We start from the raw sequence: 15844 nt of genomic DNA on the forward strand, positions 1-15844 counted from the left end.
CCCCCCTTAACGGTCAAGACACGCATAGCATAGTTCGAAACTTTTATTAACAAGGGGAAAATCCGGAATAATGTTCCCCGGAGCTGCTACAGTAAGCGCCGGCCAGTTTGGATACGAGGCCGAACGGACAAAATAGCGGTAGATTTTGCCGCTCTCACCAGCCATAAGCCAGTGCAGGCTTGAACCTCGCGGCGATTCGGTCATGCTGAATGCTGTCGAATACGGTTTTACTGGTGGTAAGTCACCCTTAAACTTACCGCTAGGCAAGCTGTCAAGAACTTGGCTGACAATCTTGGCCGACTCAGCTGCTTCATCAGCCCGTACCCACAGACGGGCGGCTACATCGCAGCTGGTATACACAGGCACACTGAACCTAAAGTCCTGATAAGCGGCATAGGGGAAATCCCGCCGTACATCGCTGTCAATTCCTGACGCTCTTGCGGCAACACCGACAACACCCAAATCAACGGCAGCCTGATACGGCAGAATACCGGTTGTATTAACCCTATCCAAAAAAGAATCATTATTGCGTAAGAGATCAAGAACACCGGAGAAGTCCTTGGTCAGTCCGGCAAGCGTCTGCTGAATATCTTTCACCATAACGCTCGTTATATCCATACCAACACCGCCCAAGGCCACCCATCCACGCAAGAATCGATTACCGGTCAGGCGTTCATTTAGGCGCATGAGTTGTTCTTTAAGACGCGATCCATGGCTGACAACAGGAGCAAAACCCAAGCCAGCACACAGATTGCCGATATCGCCAACATGGTTATAAAGCCGTTCAAGCTCCGCAGCGAGTACTCTAAGGTATTGCCCCTTGACCGGAACTTCGGCTCCAGCCATCGCCTCAACAGCTTGAACATAGGCCAGTGTATTAGCAACCGAACACGCGCCACAAATGCGCTCGGCCCGATATAACGCCATAGTAAACGGCAAGCCTTCAACAGCTTTTTCAATGCCGCGATGAGTAAAAAACAGTTTAGCCTCAAGATTAATGATATTTTCGCCAGCTTGACTAAAGCGGAAATGACCTGGCTCAATTATGCCGGCATGGATAGGTCCAACCGGCACTTCAAATACCCCCTCGCCCTGTACAGGCGGTACTATGTACTCACTGCCGCCTTCTGGCATAGGCGTATCATACGTAAAATCCTTACGTAGCGGATACACTCCCTGCGGCCAGTTTTCATGCAGCACCAGCGGCCTTAGATCAGGATGCCCCAGCGGCGTTAAGCCAAACAAGTCGTGGATTTCCCGTTCATACCAGGCTGCTGACGCCATAAGCGGCGTAAGCGACGGAAACTCGGGCGGTTCATCTTGTTTTATGGTAGCTTTAATTGTTTTAAAGGCTGGTTCCCGGCTACCGGCAAAAATTGCGTAAATGGCGAAATAACCGTTGGCTAGGCGTTCGTCATTGGCGAACATAGCTATCAGTCGGTACTGGCCGCCATGGCTGACTACAGTGGCAGCTGCTCTGAGAGTTGCCGCCGGAATAATTTGCAAAGTACCTGTCATAGTTCCCCTCCTGTTACAATGGCCACTGCCTGGTTAATAAGCCCATCAAGCCATGGTGGCAGGTACAGTCCGGCAACAATCATTAACACCATAGACAGTGACACTGCAGATATCGCAGGTCTGCCCGGCCGGTAATCAGTAGAAACACGGCTGGGCAATGGGCCAAATCCAATTTTCAGCGTGTAATAGATCATACCGGCAAAAATAGCCGCCATCAAGAGTAATACCATAGCCCCTAACCAAGGGCTGCCTGACTGAAAGGCTGCCCATACAATTGTGAACTTGCTAAAAAAGATGCTAAACGGCGGTAATCCGGCAATAGCTAACACAGAAACAACAAACATGGTGCCCATCATAGGTGCGGCGGTCACCAGTCCCCTGATGCGCATAATATGCTTGGTCCCGTACTGCTGAATCACTAGTCCTGCAAGATAAAACAGCGCGGACTTAGTCACAGCATGGTTGATAAGGTGCAGCAGCGCACCATACACAGCGAGCGGCGTACCAATGCCTACCCCCAGCGTAATAAGCCCCATATGTTCAATGCTTGAATAGGCCAATAGTCGCTTAAGGTCATGCTGAACCATGATAAACGGAACAGCAATAACTATTGACAGCAAACCGAAACCAATTAAAAACTGTTCGGGAAAAGCAGCACCCAAGGCACCTTTGACAATAACAACTGTGCGGATAATGGCATATAAGGCACAGCTTAATAGCGCTCCTGACAGCAGACCGCTAACAGGCGAAGGTGCCTGGCTGTGAGCATCAGGCAGCCATGTATGCATAGGGGCTAAACCTGCCTTAGTTCCATAGCCGATTAAAATAAAAACAAACGCTAATTTAACCATGCCAGGGTCTAGCCTGTTGCTAACTTCTTTAAGCGCCAGCCAGCTTAAGCCTTGCCCGCCGGCAATGCCAGCATTGACTTGGGCATAATAAAGGAGAATAGTGCCCAAAAGCGCAAAGCATATTCCGACAGTGCACACCATAACATATTTCCAGGCAGCTTCAAGCGCCGCCCTGTCAAAATAAAAAGCTACAAGCAATGCCGTACTTAGCGTAGTGGCTTCGACCGCTACCCATATCATCCCCATGTTCTCAGCCATCAGTACACAAATCATGGTAAAAGTGAACAAACTAACCAGTCCGTAATACCGTTTTAGCATTTTCAGCGAAATATGCCCATGCTCTATCTCCTGCTTCATATAGGAAAGGGAAAACAACGCAGCCGTAAATGTCAGCACAGCAACCACCATAAGCACAACTGCTGACAAATGGTCAACATAGAGTTGGCCGACATGAATTTTCCCTACTGTCGCTACGTGATAAACAATAGTTAATAAGACCAAGCTAGTCAGACTGCTGCCTGTTAAGCTAATACAGCGGATGGCCTCTTGTCTGGACTGCGCCATGGCGAGAGCGCCGGTCATAAGTGGCAATACAAGCGCCAGAACAATCAATTGCTCCATAGTATCATCCCTTTAACTTTTTTAACACACTGGTGTCAGTAGACATAAAAGAACGTTTCAGACGGTAGGTTAAGATAACCAGTACCACTACAGCCACTAGTACATCCAAGAACACGCCAAATTCAATAATCAGCGGCAGCCCCTTAGTTACTGAAAGCCCTACTAGATATAGGCCGTTCTCCATTGTTATCAGGCCAACAATCTGCAGTACCGCCTGCCGCTTAGTCATCATCATGGTCAGACCGATTAACATCATGGCTACAGCAGCAGCCAGCGCATCGCGGCTGACCACACCTGGCAGCGCCCGGTCAATCAGTCCGTATGCCAACACAATCATGATCCCGGCTACCATTACCGAATAATTAGGGCTCAAAATAGGATTGCTTTCCCTTTCACGCCGCAGCATTCGAACAATGCGAAAAAGGGCGTATGGAATTAATCCGGCTTTAAAAATGAGCGTAAATGCGGCGGCGGCATAAGTATGAACCTCGCCGGTTTCCACAGCTACAATGGCACACGCCAGCGCCACCATAGCCGACTGGGCCAAGAGAATATTAACTGCTGTCTTGAGATTGGTCACCCGGCTCAATAAGAGCGCTAATAACAATAGAATTATAATAAGCAAGTTCATGACCTAAGTCCCCCTCTTACTGGGCTACCAGCGCAAGAAGCGCCAGCATGCCAGCCACTCCAATAAACCCAGGCACTTTAAACAACCTCATCTTATTCGTACTAGTTTCAATGGTCGCTAGCAGCAATGCTGCAAATACCACCTTGCCAGCTGTCCATAATAACGTCGTAGCCGGGGATACCCCGCCTGGCTGCCAAGGAAGAAACAGTGTAATGAATAAAATAATAAATACCAGCTGCTTGATAGCAGACGCCCAAAAAATCAGACCCAGCCAGCGTCCTGAGTACTCAAGCACCATACCCTCATGGATCATGGTAAGTTCCAGATGAGTATCGGGGTTATCAATCGGAATACGCCCAGTCTCGGCCAATAATAGGATCAGAAAAGCACTGGCGGAAAATATGTAAGGCAGTGACAACGGAGCCGACGCCGCCGCGCCTGACATGGCCGCCAGACCTGTTGAACCGGCCTGTCCCGCTACGGTAAGCATCGCTAATAGCAGCATGGGTTCAACTAGCACATTGATGAACATTTCGCGCGAACCGCCCATGCCGCCAAAAGCGCTGCCAGCGTCAAGCGAGGCTAGCGCCAGAAAAAAACGACCGGCAGCCAGAAGATAAATAAGCGCAAATAAGTCGCCTGCTGGCAATAACGCTGCCGCGCCAAAAGCCCCGGCAAAGTAAACATACGGAGCCAGTGTAAATATCCATGACGTGGTTGGCGACTGCACACTATCCTTTTGCAGCAGCTTGAGTATATCATAGTAGGGTTGCAAAATTAACGGCCCACGCCGGTTTTGCAGGCCAGCTTTAGCTGTCTTGATAATTCCGGCCACCAGCGGTGCACACACCATAATAATTAGAGCATAAGCAATACTAATAAATACTGATGTTATTTGTTCCAAACCATTCACCACCTTGTAGTTAAGATGAGCGCAATCACCGTTATGGCCGTAATGTAGCCAATATAAAGCTGCACGCTGCCAGTTTGAATTGCTTTCATAAACCGGGCGGCATTTATTATGCCGGTATTAATAGGCCGGTAAACCTCGTTAAAGATATCAGTTATACTGACATGATAACTCAACCGCCGGCCAAAGTAACGATTAGGATTGGTATCAACCAGCGTTTCCCGCTGCGGTCGCAGGATGGCACGAAAAGCCATCCTAATTGGCTTGGAAAAGCCAGTGGCCGTATATTCCATCTTGGCAGTCGGCACAATGCCGCACGTCCAGGTCTCGCTGGTAACTACCTGCGGCTTGCCATACAGGCGGTATATCGCCATTGCAGCCACTCCTCCCAAAATGGCAAGTGCCGCTATGACAGGCATTTGAATGCTAGTGTTAGCTACTGGGGACAAAATTCCAGTTGCATACCAGCTAGTGGCGGAAAAAGCCTGAAAAACGTCAACCCCTGCCGCACTGGCCAAAACCTGCTTAAGCATGTAACTAACTGGTTCAGGCCACAATCCAAGCAATATGCACAAAACTGAAAGTACCGCCATCGGGACAATCATTGCTAACTCAACTTCCTTGGCCTGTTCAGCATGAATGCTCCGCGGCTTAGCTAAAAAGGTCACGCCAAAAGCTTTGACAAAGCAAGCAGCAGCCAACGCTCCGGTAAGACCTAGCAGCGCGACTAATAGCGCGCCAATCACCTTGCCAGTGACTCCAGCCAAGGCTTGCGGCAAGTAAAATAATGCCTGAAATGTCAGCCATTCGCTAACAAAACCGTTCATTGGCGGCAACGCTGAAATAGCGGCAACGCCTGCTAAAAAGCATAGAGCGGTATAGGGCATCTTCTTGATAAGCCCGCCTAATTGCTCAGTGTCTTTAGTATGGGCGGATTTAAGTACTGCCCCCGCCCCCATGAAAAGCATTGACTTAAATATAGCATGGTTAAGCACATGGTAAAGTGCCGCCCCCCAAGCCAGTGCCGCCAAAACACCCTGCCCCTTAGCAGTAAAGATCATCCCTGCCCCTATCCCCAGCAAGATTATCCCAATATTTTCAACACTGGAATACGCCAATAGGCGTTTCAAATCGTTCTCCATAAGCGCATACAAGACACCGAGCACTGATGAGGCAACGGCCAGTACCAAAATAAGCACTCCCCACCACATTGGGCCCACCCCTAGAAAATCGAAGAAAAACCGGCACAAACCATAAATAGCGGTCTTAATCATAACCCCTGACATCAGCGCTGACACATGGCTAGGAGCTGCCGGATGTGCCCGTGGCAGCCAGATATGCAGGGGAATAATACCAGCTTTTGCACCAAATCCAATAAGTGCGCATAAAAACACCGTATTCTTGGTCCAGCTGTCCAGACTGCCTGCCGCCCGAACAAAACTGGCGAAATCCAGGCTGCCCGCCTTATGTGCCAGCAACAAAAAGGCCGTGATAATAAAGGCTGTCCCAATATGTGTCATGACGATATACACAAACGCTGCCCGTCCGGTTTCAGCCTGTTCATATTCATGGTTGACCAAGAAAAAAGAGGTTACCGCCATAATTTCCCATACAACGATGAATGCCGTCACATGACTAACGCTGACAACCAAAACCATCGATAGCAAAAAAGCATTATAAAGCGCCACCATTAGCTGATAGCGCCGGCCATCCCGGTAGTACTCCCGGCTATAGCCGATGGCATAGACGCTTGCTGCGCACCCTACCACCCCAATGACCAGTAAAAAGTACGCCGCCAGATAGTCCAGCCTGATATGTATTAACCCAAAAGGCATAGCCCATGGCACCGCTAAGTCAACTTTGCCGCCATCAAAAACAAAAATTGCACACAGTATGACCGCTAGACATCCCAGCGCTGCCATTCCATGTGCAACATAGTTGACTATTTTCTTCTTATTAGTGAGAAATGGTGACAGTACACCTGTAAGAAAAGAAACTAGCGATAAATACAGTAATAACTCGGCAATCACAGTAACCGCCTCCGCTTAAGGTAAATATTGATTGATCTTCTACACTATATCATTGTAACATAATAATATGCCTATGTGGATAAAAATTTTGAAAATTTTGCATAAGTTTGACATAATAACCATTTTAATGGAGGATACACAAATGGAAAAGATACGTATTGTTATCGCTGACGACCATGCAGTACTGCGTTCCGGACTTAAAGCATTGCTGAACTGTTCACCATTATTTGACGTAATTGGCGAAGCCGGCGATGGCCAGCAGGCATTTACTATGGTAGAAGACCTCCGTCCTGATGTACTTCTTCTGGACATATCTATGCCAGTCATGAGCGGCGTCGACTGTATTAAGGAAATAAAATCCCGCGGTCTCCCTTGCCGTATTCTTGTCTTAACCATGTATGATGATAATGAATACATTAAAGAAGTTATGCGGGCTGGTGCTGACGGTTATGTGTTAAAAAAATCTGCAGACACTGAACTAGTCGAAGGCATAATAAAGATTCATTCAGGTAAAAAGTACCTGAATGAATCTATGTCGCAAACGCTGCTTAATAGTCTCCTGCAGGTAAACGACGAAAAACATGACCAACGCGACCCTTATACTCTTTTAAGCAGCCGGGAACGCCAAGTACTTAGATTGTTAGCACAGGGCCATACTAATAGTGAAATTGCTGAGCAACTATCACTAAGCGCCAAAACAGTCGACACGTACCGCTCAAGGATTATGAATAAACTTAATGTGCGAAAAAAATCTGAACTTGTCAACTATGCCCTCCAATATAAACTGATTAATATGTGAAAATTACTACTTTTTGTCGGATTTTACCCTACATGCACCTACAGTAGTTTCTTACTTGATTTTACGGTAAGTACCTGATTTACTTTTGTGCAAAATTTAGCGAAAATAGGGAGTAAAGTTGTACGTCTTTTAAGTTGTGAAAATTTAAAAAATAAAGGGGTATGAGCAAATGCAACAACAACATATCGACGCTCTCAAGAAAATAGTTGGCGATGAACACGTGCTGACAAGCGTGGAGGACCTGCACTGCTACTCTTATGACGCTACTCCCGGTTTTTCTCACATGCCTGACGTTGTTGTCAAACCTGCTACTACGGAAGAAATATCAAAAGTATTATCCTTAGCCAACAACGCAAAAATCCCCGTGTATACCCGTGGCTCTGGTACCAATTTAAGCGCCGGTACTGTTCCTACCAAAGGCGGCATTGTCCTCCTCATGACACGTATGAATAAACTCATCGAAATCGACACTGAAAACCTGGTGGCTGTAGCTGAGCCTGGAGTCATAGTGTCCGACCTTAATAAAGCAGTTGAAACCTATGGCCTTATTTATCCACCTGATCCTGGCACAGTAACTACCGCAACTTTAGGTGGCACTGTTTCTGAAAATGCCGGTGGCCTGCGTGGACTCAAATATGGCGTAACAAAACATTATGTAATGGGTCTTGAAGTTGTACTTGCCAATGGGCAGGTTATGAATGTCGGCGGTAAGAACGTAAAAGACGTATCCGGTTATGATATGACCAAGCTCTTTACCGGTGCAGAAGGCACTTTAGGAGTAATTACCAAGATTATTGTGAAACTGGTACCTGCTCCTGAGGCCAAAAAGAGCATGATGGCCATTTTTAAAAGCCTTGACAATGCAGGTAACGCCATTGCTGCCATTATCGCTGCCAAAATTATTCCCGCAACACTTGAGATCATGGATAACCCTACCATCCGCACTGTTGAAGATTACGCAAAAGTCGGATTGCCAACAGATGCTGAGGCAGTACTCTTAATCGAGGTTGACGGCATTCCTGAAGTTGTAGAAAAAGAAGCCGCTAAAGTTATGGAAGTGTTAAAAACCAACAAAGCTGACGAAGTAAGAATGGCTAAAGACGCCGCAGAACGGGACAAGCTGTGGGCCGCCCGCCGTGCTGCTCTTCCAGCTCTGGCTAAGCTTCGCCCCACCACCTTTGTGGAAGACGCTACTGTTCCCCGGAACAAAGTTCCTGATATGATTCGCGCCGTAAACGAGATTGCCAAAAAATATAATGTGACTATTGGCACCTTCGGACATGCTGGCGATGGCAATATGCATCCAACAATTGTTTGCGATATCCGTGACAAAGAGGAAATGGATCGCGTATATAAAGCCATGGATGAAATCTTCGGCACTGCCATTAAACTGGGCGGCACACTTTCCGGCGAACATGGTATCGGCCTTGGAAAACTTAAATATATGGAAGACCAATTCGGCCCAGTAGCTATGGAAGCTATGAGAAATATCAAACGAGCCCTTGACCCTAACCTCATTTTGAATCCTGGCAAACTTGTGGGAGAGTGTTAAAATGAGCGATACCAATAAACCTATTACAGCAGAGGCTATTAATGAGCACGATAAAGCGCTATTAGCTGACCTCCAGGACGCACTTGCTAACTGTATGAAGTGCGGCAACTGTATGGAGGTGTGTCCTATCTATAAGGAACTGGGCACCGAAACAGCTGTTGCCAGAGGTAAACTGGCGCTTATGGAAGCGGTATTAAGCGGCAAGATTCCTATTAGTGAAAACTTTGATAAGTGGATGACCAAATGTGTATCCTGTAAAGCATGTACAGTAAAATGTCCTTGTGGTGTACCGGCCGACGAGCTCATTGTACGTGGTCGACAGGCTGCTGTAAAAGCACGCGGTCTGCATCCTATAAAGAAACAAGTATTTAACTTACTAAAGAGCCGGGCTATGTTTGATTTAGCACTTAGAATGGCTGGTATCTTCGGCCCGTTGAGCTTTAAAAAACTTCCACGTCCCATGGCAGCAGTCGCCCGTTTTCCTATGCCAGGTCTCGACAAAAAGCGGGTAACAGCACCCTTTGCCGCCTCGCCGCTGAGAAACCAGCATCCTGAAACCATTAAAGTTGATAAGCCTAAAATGAAAGTCGGTTTCTTTACCGGCTGTACAATTAACTATATTTATACCGATGTAGGCCAGGCAGTCATTGATGTACTAAAAGCAAACAACATCGAAATTGTTATGCCTGCCCTGCAGCATTGCTGCGGCACCCCCATCTTCATGTCCGGCGATGTTGAATCAGCTAAACTTTTAGCCAAACACAACATTGAGGTCTTCGAACAATATAATGTTGATTATATTATTGCGGCCTGCGGCTCCTGTACCGAAGCCTGGAAAATCGAGTTTGTCGAACTGTTCCATGATGATCCGGGCATGAAAGCCAGAGCTGAAAAAATGGCCAAAAAGACTTACGAAATCAGTCAGTTCTTAATTGATGTTGTTAAAATTGATAAAAGTAAACTTGGTCCTGTTAACACCACTGTGACGATGCATGACCCCTGCCACATGGCGCGTGGTATCAAAGTCACAGCTCAGCCGCGTGAGGTATTGAAATCCATCCCCGGTTTAACGTTCGTAGAAATGAAAGATGCTGATCGCTGCTGCGGATCAGGCGGCTCATTCAGCCTCGCAAACTATGAAATATCGCGAAAAATCAATGACCGTAAAATCAGTAATATTGCTTCAACAAAAGCCGACACGGTAGCTACAAGCTGTGGCACCTGCCGGATGCATATAATTGACGGCCTTGTTCAGAATAACATGAACCAGGATGTAGTCCATGTTATTCAAATTTTGGATAAGGCTTATAAAGCAGGCCAAAAGAAATAGAGATTACTCACTTATGTTCACCGATGATGCTGGATGGTCTGACTCACCCCCATAGTCATCATGAGCATTCGTGTTGTAACCTCATAATTCAGGCAAAAAGCAGAAAGCGGTTAATGGGCTTGGCCCAAACCGCTTTCTGCTTTTTTATGACGCTTAAGCGGAATCTCTACAGTAATAACTGTGCCTTCCCCTTCAGCCGAATCAATATAAAATTCACCAGACAACAAGGCAATCCGTTCGTGCATACCGTGAATGCCAAGACAGGTATCGCTGCCAACGCCGCTTAAAATATCAGCATTGAATCCCATACCATTATCTTTAATTATCAATATAAGTTTAGTCCGCTGTTTTTTTAGCGTCACCATAACCTGAGTAGCACTGGCGTGTTTGGCAATATTCGTTAACGCCTCTTGCAAAATCCGGTACAACGTAATCTCGATTTCCGGTCGAAACCGCTCTCGCGATAAATTTAGTACATTAAGCTCTAGCGGAATATTGTACTGCCTTGAATAATTTTCAATGTATTTTTGTGTAGCCGCTACCAAACCTAAATCGTCTAATAGCGCCGGCCTAAGCTGTACAGCAAGATGATGAACATCTTCCAGCGTTTTTACCGCTAAGTCCCGCATCTCCAGGATTTTTTCCCGCTCGCCTTCGCTCTGTACATGTTCAGACAATACTCTCAGTCCGACAATAATTGATGTCAGCGCCTGGCTGGTCTCATCATGCAATTCCCGAGAAATCTTTTTGCGTTCCTCTTCCTGGACACTAATTATCTTATTTAAGAGAATCGACTGAAGCTCTTCTTTCTCCTTAAGCGCCCGCACCAGTTTTTCCTGCCTGGCATTAGACTCCAATGCCGCTTCAACAAACTTGGCAGCAAGGCGGGCATAGGGCGCCGCCGTGTCAGGGACACCGGTAACACCGATGACCCCGACACAGCCATCGCCGAACATAATCGGCACATTAAAACCTTGTCGTACGCCTTTGAGACGGGATTCATCATTGGTCGTAACCGAAAACTCCCGAATCGGTCCGCTGGTCAGCATGCGCGCGGCCGCTTCATGGATATGAGATACCCGTTCTTTGCTGAACGAAGCGATGATGACGCCATGATTATTGGTAATATTTACATTTTTATTAAGTTCTGCCGCTACAATATCAACAAGCGACTGGGCAAACCGGGGATCAAGTTCCATGGTTATTTTCACCAGACACAGATGTGTGATCTTTTGCTGCGGCATTCTTTTTACGCCAATAGCCAAAGGCCAAAACAAACAATGTGACGCCTGCCTCAAGCAGCAGCGCATATGGTTTGAACCACACGCCCAGTACAGCATCGGCAACCATCATCTTGGCAGCTGTCCATGCAAGAATGGCTGCACCGATATAAATAATAATCGGGTATTTGTCCATAAGCTTCATTAATAACTGACTGCCGAATACCACCAGCGGTACACTTAACGCAAGACCAAAGATTAATAATCCTATATGACCATCTGCTACACCGGCAATAGCTAGTACATTATCAAGGCTCATTATCAGATCGGCAAAAATAATGGTTTTAATGGCTCCTCTAAAACTATTTGCACCCTCACAAGAAACCTCTTTATGTTCGTCACCAAGCAAATTTACCGCAATATATACCAAGGCCACTCCACCAAGAAACTGTACATAGGGAATCTTAAGTAAAAGCGCGGCAACCAGAGTAAGCAAAATCCTCAGTATTACAGCCCCGGCGCTGCCCCATAGCACAGCTTTCTTACGCTGATCATGGGGCAGGTTTCTACTAGCCAGAGCTATGACTACAGCGTTATCACCGCTTAGTATTAGGTTTATGAGCGTAATACTGCCTAACGCTATCAATAGTTCCATCGAAATACCCCCTCAAAATATGTTTGCCTTATAATAGTCTATTTATCAAATCTAATATATATCCCTGCAATTCCCCCTCTCAATAACTAAGGACCTTTCCGTCAACAACGGCAAGGTCCTCTCCTATATTAAATAGCAATAAGACCTTGGTGTAGTATATTCGGCAATATACTAAAGGTCTCACTATTGGACTGCTCCAACGACATAGCCATGCACAACGTGCAGGATTGTTGACTGTGCCTGTCAGTTACTCCCCCTTAGGGTACATCATTATTATTATTTAACTAATTTTATCATATTACAGAAACTGTATCCAGTCAATATAATTATTTGGCAGGCCTTTTTACAGCTACTATCTAATAATTCTTGCTAATTAATGGGTGATAGAGTATTATGGTTGAGGACATTATTTAACAATGACATCTGGAGGAGGATAGTCTCAATGTCAAACCAACCTGTTAATTTATCTGAATTGTGCCCCGAAAAACATGGCCTCAAGCGTGACATGAAGTCCCGCCACCTGCTTATGATATCGATTGGCGGCACGATCGGCACCGGACTATTTATGGGTTCGGGCCAAACGATTAACCAAGCCGGTTCATTTGGCGCTATTTTAGCCTATATGGTCGGCGGACTTATCATGTATTTAGTACTATTATGCCTTGCTGAGCTGACTGTCGCCATGCCAGTGTCCGGCTCCTTCCAAAGCTATGCCACTCGCTTTATCTCTCCTGGTGCCGGCTTCACCACCGGCTGGCTATACTGGATTAACTGGGCGATCTGTATTGCTGCCGACTTTACGGCTGCCGGTATTATAATGCACAATTGGTTCCCTGATGTCGCAGTTTGGATTTGGTGCGCTGTATTTGCTGCAGCTTTGGCCGGTCTCAATTTGGTATCAGTTAAAGCCTATGGGGAAACCGAGTTTTGGTTTGCCAGTATTAAAGTGGCTGCCATCGTATCCTTTATCATTGCCGGATCAGGCCTAATATTTGGGTTTAGTAGTGGACAAGCCGGACTTGGTTTTTCGAATTTCAATACTGGTGGCGGCCTGTTCCCCAACGGGTTTGGAGCGGTATTTTTGACCATGATTGCTGTTATCTACTCTTTCCAAGGAGCAGAACTTGTCGGCATCGCCGCCGGCGAATGCAAAGACCCAGGAAAAAACGTGCCGCGGGTTATTAAAGGCATTTCTGTACGGATCGTTATGTTCTATGTACTGGCCATGATTGTGCTTGCCGGTAACATTCCGGCATCAGAGGCAAGTGTATTAGAGAGCCCATTTGCTTATGTCTTCGGTAAAACAGGTATTCCTTATGCCAAAGATATTATGAGCTTTGTCGTACTTACCTCGGCCTTATCAGCAGGTAACTCAGCTCTATACGCCTGCTCACGACTTCTATGGTCAATGGCTCAAGACAATCAAGCCCCGTCCTGGCTCGGAAAATTGAACACGAGCGGCGTACCTTATAATGGTGTACTGATAACACTTATACTGGCCTGCATGTCGCTTCTTACCGAAAGGTTTGCCGCAGATACTGTATACCTTTGGCTTATGTCAAGCACCGGCTTGACAGGCTGCTTAATCTGGATGATTATCGCCTGGTGTCAAATGAACTTCCGCCGCGAATATACAAGACTGGGCGGCAAAGTCGAAGCCCTTGGCTTTAAAACCCCCTTCTATCCCCTTGTCCCTATTCTTGCATTTGTTCTTAACTTAGTCGTAATTGTCAGCCTGTATTTTGACGAAGCCCAGCGTATTGTCGTCTATACCGGCATCCCCATATTGGCCGCTATCTATGCTTATTACCGGCTGTTTCTTGATAGAAAAGAACCAAATAACACTTCACTACCTCTTCGATAGTCCAGCTATTACCAATAGACTGCCTCCCTATCTACTGTGGTATAATTATCGAGTGTCGATATTATGTCACCTAGATCAGGGAGGCTTTGCTTTACATGGATACTTTGTCCCATGCCTTAGTGGGTATCGCTGTCGCCGGCTTATCAGGCCACCCCCTAAGCTTTAACGACCCTCTTTACTTGGCTAGTATTATTGGTGCCCAGGCGCCTGATTTTGATATAATTGCACAAATCCGCGGCAATTTTTCTTACCTCAGACAACATCGATCCTTTTCTCATTCTATACCTGGGCTTTTCATGTGGTCAGGTTTAATTGCCGCCGGTTTTCTCTTATGTATGCCAGCTGCACCGCTTGCTCAGGTTTTTGTCTGGTCATTTTTAGGTGGCCTTTCACATATCGTTATTGATTTTTTTAATGCCCACGGAGCAGCCATTTTGTACCCATTTAGCCGAGAACGCAAAAGTTTTAGTCTGCTCAACGTCTTTGATCCGGTACTTCTAAGTATTATGTGTATGGTGTTCTTGCAAGGACTGGCCCCTCGCGAAACCTCACTGCTATTTTTCACCTCAGTTGGGCTATACACTCTGCTAAGATACCTGCTTAAAATAAGGGCAACTCTATTACTTAGGCAGCATTTTGCCAACAATAATCTAACTCGCATATTGGTTATGCCGTCACTTAAAAGTATATTTTTCTGGGATTTTGTTATTGAGACCAGTGATAACTATTATGTCGGTCAAATTGGCGCACTTCAGCCGGTTTTAACCCTCCACACCGAGTTAATTAAACAAACACTCTCTCCGGCTCTCCAGGGGGCACAGCGGACTGTCTTAGGCGAGTTCTTTGCGTCCTTCACACCCTTCAGCTATTTCACTGAATATCAAGATGAGGAGCACCCTGCAAAACTTGTACGCATTTATGATTTACGTTACTTCTTCAACCAAGGATTCCTGCATAGTGCGACAATAATATTTGGCCGTGATGAACAGCCCTGTGACTCATATATTCAGACATATGGGCGAAAAATAAAGGTACCATGCTAAGAGCTGATATTGCTTCACTACTAATTCGTTATCAATGCCAATCAACGATTGGTCATTGCGAGTAGTAGCGTGGCATCTCAGCTTTTTTATTTTTTTCTTGCCATAAACAATGTGGTTGTATTATAATACAACCACACCCCCAGGGGAGGGGGTATAATTATAAGGAGGTAATCACCCTATGTATTGGTTGTTTTTTGCTTATCTAGCAATTGGTTATTTTTATCCGGCCGCCGGTATCGTTGCCCTTATTTGCATGCTGGCACCTGTGCTTATAGCTCCATTTAAAGGCCGCTACTGGTGTGGTAATTATTGCCCGCGCGGCAGCCTGTATGATAACCTTCTGTCTAGGTTTTCACCACGCAAACCTATCCCGGCTTTTTTCCGCACACTAGGTTTTCGTACTTTTATGGTGGCCTTTATTATGACGGTATTTAGCGTTCAGATGTACTATGCTTGGGGCAATTGGGACGAGATGGGCCTTGTGTTCCTGCGCATCATCTTTATTACTACCGTTGTTGGCATAGTGCTGGGCCTTATCTACAACCATCGTACCTGGTGCTCATTCTGCCCAATGGGTACAATGGCCAGCTGGCTTACCCGAAAAACAGCTAAACCGCTTAATGTAGAGCCTACTTGCGTCAGTTGCAAATTATGTACTAAAGCATGTCCTTTTGACTTAACGCCTTATGATGCAAAAGGAACATCTACCGGTTATACACACAATGACTGCTTAAAATGTGAAAAGTGCGTTGCTGCTTGTCCGAAACAAAGCCTTACATTTAAGAGCTAGCATAAACTACCTGCTTAATACTAAAAGGGA

13 protein-coding genes are annotated in these 15844 nt (G+C 46.2%); 6 read left to right on the forward strand and 7 right to left on the reverse strand.

Annotated elements, in window-relative coordinates:
• Nucleotides 1-6: 6 nt before the first annotated feature.
• Genes B9A22_RS12810 through hyfB form a run of 5 tightly spaced genes read right to left on the reverse strand, consistent with a single transcriptional unit; the run spans nt 7 to nt 6561 of the window.
• The gene (locus tag B9A22_RS12810; RefSeq protein WP_084576127.1) at nt 7-1518 is read right to left on the reverse strand and encodes a hydrogenase large subunit; all 1512 of its coding nucleotides are present in this window, start codon (nt 1516-1518) and stop codon (nt 7-9) included.
• Nucleotides 1515-2990: a hydrogenase 4 subunit F gene (locus tag B9A22_RS12815; RefSeq protein WP_084576128.1), complete on the reverse strand. Its 1476-nt coding sequence runs from the start codon at nt 2988-2990 to the stop codon at nt 1515-1517. The genes B9A22_RS12810 and B9A22_RS12815 overlap by 4 nt, the downstream gene beginning before the upstream one ends.
• 4 nt (nt 2991-2994) lie before the next feature.
• Nucleotides 2995-3621: a hydrogenase gene (locus B9A22_RS12820; RefSeq protein WP_084576129.1), complete on the reverse strand. Its 627-nt coding sequence runs from the start codon at nt 3619-3621 to the stop codon at nt 2995-2997.
• Nucleotides 3622-3637: 16 nt separating this feature from the next.
• Entirely contained in the window at nt 3638-4525 is an 888-nt protein-coding gene (locus B9A22_RS12825; protein ID WP_245823978.1) for a respiratory chain complex I subunit 1 family protein, read from the reverse strand.
• A 5-nt stretch (nt 4526-4530) separates the two neighbouring features.
• On the reverse strand, nt 4531-6561 hold the full coding sequence (gene hyfB / locus B9A22_RS12830) for a hydrogenase 4 subunit B (protein ID WP_217805948.1): 2031 nt from the start codon (nt 6559-6561) through the stop codon (nt 4531-4533).
• A 142-nt stretch (nt 6562-6703) separates the two neighbouring features.
• On the opposite strand from hyfB, the gene B9A22_RS12835 reads away from it, so the two are divergent.
• The 3 genes from B9A22_RS12835 to B9A22_RS12845 all read left to right on the forward strand — a co-directional run bounded on the left by B9A22_RS12835 (nt 6704) and on the right by B9A22_RS12845 (nt 10242).
• Nucleotides 6704-7360, forward strand: coding sequence for a response regulator (locus B9A22_RS12835; RefSeq protein ID WP_084576130.1), 657 nt, complete (start codon nt 6704-6706; stop codon nt 7358-7360).
• Nucleotides 7361-7529: 169 nt separating this feature from the next.
• Nucleotides 7530-8912, forward strand: coding sequence for an FAD-binding oxidoreductase (locus B9A22_RS12840; protein WP_084576131.1), 1383 nt, complete (start codon nt 7530-7532; stop codon nt 8910-8912).
• 1 nt (nt 8913) lies between these two features.
• Nucleotides 8914-10242 (forward strand): (Fe-S)-binding protein, encoded by a 1329-nt coding sequence (locus B9A22_RS12845; protein WP_084576132.1) that lies wholly within the window; start codon nt 8914-8916, stop codon nt 10240-10242.
• A gap of 110 nt (nt 10243-10352) precedes the next feature.
• Here B9A22_RS12845 and B9A22_RS12850 read toward each other — a convergent pair whose 3' ends face one another.
• A complete protein-coding gene (locus B9A22_RS12850) occupies nt 10353-11507 on the reverse strand; it encodes a sugar diacid recognition domain-containing protein (protein WP_245823979.1) in 1155 nt (384 codons plus the stop codon).
• Nucleotides 11431-12117, reverse strand: a complete 687-nt coding sequence (locus tag B9A22_RS12855) for a TerC family protein (RefSeq protein WP_084576134.1) — start codon at nt 12115-12117, stop codon at nt 11431-11433. The genes B9A22_RS12850 and B9A22_RS12855 overlap by 77 nt, the downstream gene beginning before the upstream one ends.
• Before the next feature lie 442 nt (nt 12118-12559).
• On the opposite strand from B9A22_RS12855, the gene B9A22_RS12860 reads away from it, so the two are divergent.
• The 3 genes from B9A22_RS12860 to B9A22_RS12870 all read left to right on the forward strand — a co-directional run bounded on the left by B9A22_RS12860 (nt 12560) and on the right by B9A22_RS12870 (nt 15814).
• Nucleotides 12560-13981 carry an amino acid permease gene (locus B9A22_RS12860; protein ID WP_084576135.1) on the forward strand — a complete coding sequence of 474 codons (1422 nt, stop codon included), beginning with the start codon at nt 12560-12562 and terminating at the stop codon, nt 13979-13981.
• Nucleotides 13982-14076: 95 nt separating this feature from the next.
• Nucleotides 14077-15024 (forward strand): metal-dependent hydrolase, encoded by a 948-nt coding sequence (locus B9A22_RS12865; RefSeq protein ID WP_084576136.1) that lies wholly within the window; start codon nt 14077-14079, stop codon nt 15022-15024.
• Nucleotides 15025-15202: 178 nt separating this feature from the next.
• Nucleotides 15203-15814, forward strand: a complete 612-nt coding sequence (locus B9A22_RS12870) for a 4Fe-4S binding protein (RefSeq protein WP_084576137.1) — start codon at nt 15203-15205, stop codon at nt 15812-15814.
• Nucleotides 15815-15844 lie beyond the last annotated feature (30 nt).

It is taken from the genome of Sporomusa malonica (assembly GCF_900176355.1).
GTDB classification, from domain to species: domain Bacteria; phylum Bacillota; class Negativicutes; order Sporomusales; family Sporomusaceae; genus Sporomusa; species Sporomusa malonica.

Excerpts from the sequence above, each read along its gene's own strand:
- B9A22_RS12810 (WP_084576127.1), bottom strand. The coding sequence starts at position 1,518 with ATGACAGGTACTTTGCAAATTATTCCGGCGGCAACTCTCAGAGCAGCT.
- B9A22_RS12815 (WP_084576128.1), bottom strand. The coding sequence starts at position 2,990 with ATGGAGCAATTGATTGTTCTGGCGCTTGTATTGCCACTTATGACCGGC.
- B9A22_RS12820 (WP_084576129.1), bottom strand. The coding sequence starts at position 3,621 with ATGAACTTGCTTATTATAATTCTATTGTTATTAGCGCTCTTATTGAGC.
- B9A22_RS12835 (WP_084576130.1), top strand. The coding sequence starts at position 6,704 with ATGGAAAAGATACGTATTGTTATCGCTGACGACCATGCAGTACTGCGT.
- B9A22_RS12840 (WP_084576131.1), top strand. The coding sequence starts at position 7,530 with ATGCAACAACAACATATCGACGCTCTCAAGAAAATAGTTGGCGATGAA.
- B9A22_RS12845 (WP_084576132.1), top strand. The coding sequence starts at position 8,914 with ATGAGCGATACCAATAAACCTATTACAGCAGAGGCTATTAATGAGCAC.
- B9A22_RS12855 (WP_084576134.1), bottom strand. The coding sequence starts at position 12,117 with ATGGAACTATTGATAGCGTTAGGCAGTATTACGCTCATAAACCTAATA.
- B9A22_RS12860 (WP_084576135.1), top strand. The coding sequence starts at position 12,560 with ATGTCAAACCAACCTGTTAATTTATCTGAATTGTGCCCCGAAAAACAT.
- B9A22_RS12865 (WP_084576136.1), top strand. The coding sequence starts at position 14,077 with ATGGATACTTTGTCCCATGCCTTAGTGGGTATCGCTGTCGCCGGCTTA.
- B9A22_RS12870 (WP_084576137.1), top strand. The coding sequence starts at position 15,203 with ATGTATTGGTTGTTTTTTGCTTATCTAGCAATTGGTTATTTTTATCCG.